Raw genomic sequence first — 7,695 nt, 5'->3', positions numbered from 1 at the left:
CCCAACTCGAGGCGTGGAACGCCACCGACGCCGCCGTCCCCGCCCAACCGGTCCACACCCTCATCGCCGCACACGCCCACACCAACCCCGACCGACCCGCCGTGCACTCCGGCGAACACACCCACACCTACCGCGAACTCGACACAGCCGCCAACCAACTCGCCCAACACCTGCACCACTTGGGCGCGGGTCCGGAAACGATCGTCGCGATCTGCCTGCCCCGCGGCATCGACCCCATCATCGCGATCCTGGCGGTGTGGAAGACCGGCGCCGCCTACCTGCCGCTGGACCCCGACTACCCCACCGAACGACTCGCCTACATGCTCACCGACAGCGGTGCGAGCGTCCTGATCGGTGATGGGCCGGCGACCGGTCCGGCGGTCCGCCGCGTCGACCCGAACGACCCGGCCGTCGCCGCCTGTCCGGCGACCGCGCCGGAGGTCACGGTGCAGCCCGACCAGGCCGCCTACGTCATCTACACCTCCGGGTCCACCGGCCGGCCCAAGGGCGTCCTCATCAGCCACCGCGGGCTGGCCAACTTCACCGCCGCGCTGCAGTCGCTCACCCCGACCGGGCCGGGCGACACCGTGCTGCAGTTCGCCTCGCTGAGCTTCGACGCATCCGTCTGGGAGATCGTCACGGCCCTGCCCGCCGGCGCCGCCCTGGCCGTGGCGACGAGGCAGGAACAGGCTGAGCCGGACCGCCTGGCGGCGCTGCTGCGGGCGCGCGCGGTGAACCTGGCGCTGCTGCCCCCGTCGCTGCTCGGCTCCGTGACGCCGGACCTGCTCAGCCCGCTCAGCACCCTCATCGCCGGCGGCGACCGCCTCGACACCCCGACCGTTCGGGCCTGGAGCGCCGGCCGCCGGCTCGTCAACGCCTACGGCCCGACCGAGGTCACTGTCTGCGCGACCGCCGCCGACATCCCGGCCGGCATCGACGCCGCCCCACCGATCGGCAGCCCCCTCCTCAACACCCGCGTCCACGTGCTCGACCAGCACCTCAACCCCGTCCCCGTGGGCGTCACCGGCGAGGTCTGGGTCGCCGGTACCGGCCTCGGCCGCGGCTATCTCAACCGCCCGGCGCTCACCGCGGCATCGTTCGTGCCCGATCCCTTCGCCGCCGACGGGACCCGGCTGTACCGGACCGGCGACCTCGCCGCGCGCCGCCCCGACGGGCAGCTCGACTATCTCGGCCGCACCGACCGTCAGATCAAGGTCCGCGGCCACCGGATCGAACCCGCCGAGATCCAGCACGCCCTCGCCGCGCACCCGGCGGTCGCCGCCGCCGTCGTCGCCGCGCACCGCCAGCGCCTCGTCGCGTACCTCGTCCCGGCCGTTGCTGCCGAGGGAGTTCCGACGGCCGACGCGCTGCGCGCGCACCTGCGCACGACGCTTCCGGAGCACATGATTCCCGCCGCGTTCGTCACGCTCGACGCGTTCCCGCTCAACCGCAGCGGGAAGATCGACCTGGCCGCTCTCCCCGAACCGGCGAGCGACCGACCGGACGTCAAGGCGGCGTACCGCGCGCCGGCCGACGACGCCGAACGGAGCTTGGCCGGGATCTGGGCCGACGTGCTGACGATCGACCGGGTCGGCGTCGACGACAACTTCTTCGAGCTCGGCGGCGACTCGATCCTGAGCATCCAGATCGTCGCCAAGGCGCAGGCCGCCGGGCTCTTCTTCACGCCGGCCCAGCTGTTCGACAACCAGACCGTCGCCGGCATCGCGGCGGTGGTACGGCGGGAGTCGGCGGCCGACGCCGAGCAGGGAACCGTGGTCGGCGGGTTCCCGTTCTCGCCGATCCAGCGCTGGTTCTTCGGCCAGGATCTCCCGGAACCGGCGCACTTCAACCAGTGCGTACTCCTGCAGGCCCCCGACCGGATCGATCCGAACGTCCTGCGCCGGGCGGTCGACGCGCTCCTGCGCCACCACGACGCCCTGCGGTCGCGCTTCTACCGCGACAGCCTCGGCCTGACCGCCTACGTCGCCGCCGAGGAGCCGGAGACTCCACTGTGGATCGTCGCCGCCGACGGACTCGACGACGACGCGCTGCACGTGCGCTCGACCGCCGCGCACACCAGCCTCGACCTGCAGCGCGGTCCGCTCGCCCGGTTCGTGCTCTTCGACCGGGCCGACCGCCGCCAGACGCTGCTCGTCACCGTGCACCACCTCGCCGTCGACCGGGTGTCGTGGCACATCCTGCTGGAGGACCTCGCCGTCGCCTACGAGCAGGCCACACGCGGCGAAGCCATCCGGCTGCCGCGGAAGACGACCTCGTTCCAGCGCTGGTCGCAGCGGCTCTCCGAACTGGCCGCCGCACCGCAGCTGATGGACGAGATCGCGTACTGGCAGGCGACCGAGCGCGCGGCCGGCCCGCTGCCCCGCGACCTCGACGGCGACAACGCGCTCACGTCGGTCGGCTCGGTGCCGGCCGTGCTCGACGCCCGGCAGACGCAGCGGCTGCTGCGCGAGGTTCCGGCCGCCTACCACACCCAGATCAACGAGGTACTGCTGACCGCGCTGGGCATCACGCTGACCGACTGGACCGGCGACCCGGCGATCCTCGTGGACGTCGAGGGCCACGGCCGCGAGGACGTCGGTCCGGACATCGACGTCTCCCGCACCGTCGGCTGGTTCACCGCCGTCTATCCTGTGACCCTCACCGGGGCGACGTCGGACACCGGCGACGCCCTGCGGCGCACCAAGGACCTCCTGCGCGCCGTCCCGCGACGGGGACTCGGCCACGGGCTGCTGCGGTACCTGACGCCGCACATGCCGCCGACCGGACGCGCCGAGGTCTCCTTCAACTATCTCGGCCAGTCCGGTGGTGCGGGCGGCGCGTCCCGCTTCCAGGCCGTCGGCGGCCCCGTCGGTGCCCCCCGATCGGCGGCCGGGGGGCGGACCCACCTCCTCGAGATCAGCGGCACGGTGCAGGACGGGCAGCTCCGTCTGATGTGGACCTACTCCCGCGAGGTCCACCACGAGCCGACCGTGCGCCGCCTGGCGGACCGCTACCTGCAGGTGCTGGGCGACCTCATCGACCACTGCTGCGGCCTGACCGCCGACGAGCCCACCCCCTCCGACTTTCCCCTCGCCGGACTCACCCAACACCAGCTGGACCGCATCCGCGAACGGTCGGGGTCCGCGCTCGAGGACATCTATCCGCTGACCGCGATGCAGCAGGGCATGCTGTTCCACACGCAGCTGGAGCCGGACTCCGGGGTGTACTGGGTGCAGACCGGACTGCTGCTGGACGGCGACCTCGACCTGTCGGCCCTGCACCGGGCGTGGGACGCCGTGTTCGCCGCCCACGCCGTGCTGCGCAGCGCCGTGGTGTGGGACGGCCTGCCGGAGCCGCTGTCGGTGCTGTCCGCAGCGGTACCGCTGCCGATCGAGCAGCTCGACCTCGCGTCGCTCGACGAGGCCGGGCAGCAGGAGGCGATCGCGCAGCGGCTGGCCGCGGACCGGCGGCGGGGCGCGGACTTCGACGCGCCCACGCTGGTGCGGATCCTGCTGATCCGGCTCGGCGCACGGCGCCACCAGATGGTGCTGGGCCTGCACCACCTGCTGCTGGACGGCTGGAGCGTCCCGATCGTCATGGCCGACCTGTTCGAGGCGTACCGCGCATTCCGGGCCGGCGGCCGTCCGCAGCTGGCCACGCGCCGACCGTTCCGCGACCACGTCGCCTGGCTCCTGGCGCAGGACCCGGCGGCGGCGGAGCGTTACTGGCGCGGTCGCCTCGCCGGCATCGCAGAGCCCACACCGCTGCGGCTCGAACGCGCCGGCGAGGGCGACGGGCAACGGATCGAACACGCCGCGCTGTCCACCGCGACGACCGCCAGGCTGACGGAGACCGCGCGGCGCCACCAGTTGACCCTCAACACCGTGGTCCAGGGGGCGTGGGCGGCGCTGATGTCCGCCTACACCGGCACGGACGAGGTGCTGTTCGGCGTCACCACGTCCGGGCGCGGCAGCCAGTTCGCCGGGGTCGAGTCGGTCGTCGGGCTCCTCATCAACACCATCCCGGCCCGGATCAGCATCGAGCGCGACGAGCCGGTGGCGGTGTGGCTGCGCCGGCTGCAGCGCGAGCAGGCGGAGGCCCGCACGTTCGAGCACACCCCGCTGGTGCAGATCGGGGCGTGGAGCGAGCTGCCGCCCGGCCGGCAGCTCTTCGACACCGTGCTCATCTTCGAGAACTATCCGACCGCTCCACGCGCCTCGGAGGCCGTCGGGTCCGACCGCGCGGACGACGAGCTGCGGGTGCGGCGGGTCTTCGCCCGGGAGCAGGCCAGCTACCCGCTCGCCGTCGTCGTCGGAACCGGTGCCAGCCTCGCGATCGACCTCGTCTACGACAGCGCGACGTTCCGCGCCGACGCGGTACGCCGCATCCTCAACCAGCTGACCGGCCTGCTGGACGCCGTGGCCGAGAACCCCCAGCAGCCCGTCGGCTCCCTGTCCGTGCAGACTCGCGCCGAACGCAGCCTCATGGCCCGGTGGAACGACACCGCCACGCCCGTCGCGGCCACGGACGGCATTCACCGGGCGGTCGCGACGATGGCGGCGGCGCGCCCGACGGCCGTCGCGGTCGTGTCCGGGCCGACGTCGTTGTCCTACGGCGAACTGGATGCCCGCGCCAACCGGCTGGCCCATCGGTTGCGGGCCGCGGGCGTCGGCCCGGAGACGGTCGTGGCACTGTGCCTGGACCGCGGGCCCGCGATGATCGTGGCCATGCTCGCCGTCCTCAAGGCCGGCGGCGCCTACCTGCCGCTGGACGTCGAGTACCCGGCGGACCGGCTGCGGTTCATGCTCGCCGACAGCGGCGCCGATGTCGTCATCGGCGGCCGGTCCGACCTCGGCGAGGTGACACACCGGCTCGACCCCGACGACCCGGCCGACGCCGACCGGCCGTCGACCGCGCCGGACGTGACCACGCACCCCGGACAGGCGGCCTATGTCGTCTACACCTCCGGCTCCACCGGGCGGCCCAAGGGCGTCGTGGTCTCACACCGCAACCTCGCCGCGGTCATCCAGGCCCAGCGCGCCGACCTCGACGTCAGCGCGGACGACACCGTCCTGCAGCTAGCGTCGTGCAGTTTCGACGTCGCCGCCTCCGAGATCTTCGTCGCGCTGACCGCCGGCGCCCGCCTCGTCATCGCCGACGCAACCGCCCGCCGGTCCTCAGCCGAGCTCCGTCGGCTGATGGCGACGCACGCGGTCACCGTTGCCGAGTTCACCCCGTCGGCGCTGGCGATGCTCGGCGCGGAACCACTGCCCGGCTTGCGGACCGTCGTCGTCGGCGGGGAGCCATGCCCGCCCGACGTTGCCGGCCGGTGGGCCACCGGGCGCCGGTTCATCAACGCCTACGGGCCCACCGAGGCGACCATCTGCGCCACCGTCGCCACGATCACGGCCGACTCTCCGCTGCCAGCGCCGATCGGCCGCCCGACCGCCAACACCCGGGCCTACGTCCTGGACGGGCGCCTCGAGGCGGTACCGATCAGCGTTCCGGGCGAGCTGTTCATCGGCGGCGAGGGGGTCGGCCGCGGGTACGCCGGCCGGCCGGCCACGACCGCGGAGCGGTTCGTCCCGGACCCCTTCGGCGGCGACGGCGGGCGCCTGTACCGCACCGGCGACCTGGTCCGCTGGCAGCCGGACGGCCAGCTGATGTTCCTCGGCCGCGCCGACCGGCAGCTCAAGATCCGCGGCCATCGCATCGAACCCGGCGAGATCGAGTTCGCGCTCGCGAGCCATCCGCTCGTCGCGGCGGCCGCCGTCACCGGCGGCGACGGCCGTCTCGTCGCCTACCTCGTCCCGACCGGCGACGCCGGGGGCATCCCGCGCACCGACGAGCTGCGCCGGCACCTGCACGGCACGCTCCCCGAGCACATGATCCCCGCGGTGTACGTCGAACTCGCCGAACTGCCTTACAACGCCAACGGCAAGCTCGACATCGCCGCCCTGCCCGCACCGGATACCGCCCGGCCCGAACTGGCCGGCGGCTTCCGAGCGCCCGCCACGGCGACCGAGGACATCCTCGCCGACATCTGGGCCGACGTCCTCGGCCTGGACCGGGTCGGCACCGGCGACAACTTCTTCGACCTCGGCGGCCACTCCCTGCTCGCCACCCGGGTCGTCACCCGGATCCGTTCCGTCCTGGGCGCGGACCTGCCGCTCGCGGCGCTGTTCGACAACCCCACGGTGGCCGCTCTCGCCGCCGCGGCCGACCTCGCCGTCACCGGCCGTCCCGTGCCGGCGATCACGGCCGCGGACCGTGAAGCGCCCCTGCCGGCGTCGTTCGGGCAGCAGCGCCTGTGGTTCCTCGCCCAGCTCGAGCCCGGCTCCACCGAGTACAACATCCCGGTCGGCATCCCCCTCACGGGTCCGGTCGACCACGCCGCGCTGACGGACGCGCTGACCGCGATCACGCAACGCCACGAGGTCCTGCGCACGCGCCTCGTCGCCGGCCCCGACGGCACCGCGCACCAGGTGATCGACCCGGCCGTACCGTTCGTCCTGCCGCTGTTGGACGCCTCCGGCGAACCCGCTCCCGGCGCGGCCGCCCGGGCCGCCCTCGACGCCGAGCGGCGCGCCCCGTTCGACCTCGCCGAGGGCCCGATGCTGCGCGGCCGCCTGATCCGGGTGGCCGAGGACCGCCATCTCCTCGCCCTGTGCCTGCACCACGTCGTCTGCGACGAGTGGTCCGCGAGAGTCTTCCGCGACGAGCTCTTCCGGTTGTACAAGGGCGAATCGCTGGCGCCGCTGCCGATCCAGTACGCCGACTACGCCGCCTGGCAACGTGCGTGGCTCACCGGGGAGGTCCTGGACGCCCAGCTGGACTACTGGCGCACCGAGCTCGCCGATCCGCCGGTCCTCGCGCTGCCGACCGACCGGCCGCGCCCGGCGGTCCGCTCGACGGCCGGCGCCGCCGTGCACTTCACCGTCGCCGCCGGCACCACCGGCGCCCTCAGGGAGCTCACGCGGCGCTACGGCGTCAGCATGTTCATGCTCCTCGAGGCCGCCTACGCCACCCTCCTGCACCGGCACACCGGCCAGAGCGACCTGCTCGTCGGCACCCCGGTCGCCAACCGCGGCCGGGCCGAGACCGAACACCTCATCGGCTTCTTCGTCAACACCCTCGCGCTGCGCACCCGCTTCCACGACGACCCGACCTTCGCCGAGGTGCTCGCTGGGACCCGTACCGCCGCGCTGAACGCCTTCCGGCACCAGGATCTGCCGTTCGAGCGGCTCGTCGACGAACTGGTCCGGGACCGGGACCGGTCCCGGACCCCGCTGATCCAGACCCTGTTCAACTACACGGCCGGCGACGCCGGGGTGCCCGACGACCTCGCCGCGGACCGCGACGTACAGCTGGACCTGGTCCTGTCCATGGCCAACCACGGCGATGAGCTGATCGGCGTCTTCGAGTACAGCACCGCACTGTTCGACGCGGCGACGGTACGTGATCTGGGTGCGCGGCTGGGATTGCTGTTGGCCGCGGTGGCGGCAGATCCGGACCGGCGCGTGTCGGACCTGGCGGTGCTGTCGCCGCAGGACCGGCAGCGGCTTGCGGAGTGGGACACCGGGGCCGCGCTCGCGGTGCCGACGGTCGGCGGGGTCGAGGAACTGGTGGCCGGGCCTGCCGACCAGCCGGCGGTCGAGGCCGACGGAGTCGTCCTCACCTACGGCGACCTGGACC

General features: G+C 73.5%; 1 protein-coding gene. It reads left to right on the top strand.

What is annotated here, in order from left to right; translation table 11 throughout:
* On the top strand, window positions 1–7,695 hold a 7,695-nt coding region (locus ABD901_RS57810), incomplete at both ends, for an amino acid adenylation domain-containing protein (protein ID WP_345144785.1).

The sequence above is a fragment of the Dactylosporangium darangshiense genome (assembly GCF_039537565.1).
GTDB classification, from domain to species: domain Bacteria; phylum Actinomycetota; class Actinomycetes; order Mycobacteriales; family Micromonosporaceae; genus Dactylosporangium; species Dactylosporangium darangshiense.
This window is presented reverse-complemented; position numbering and strand designations above follow the sequence as displayed.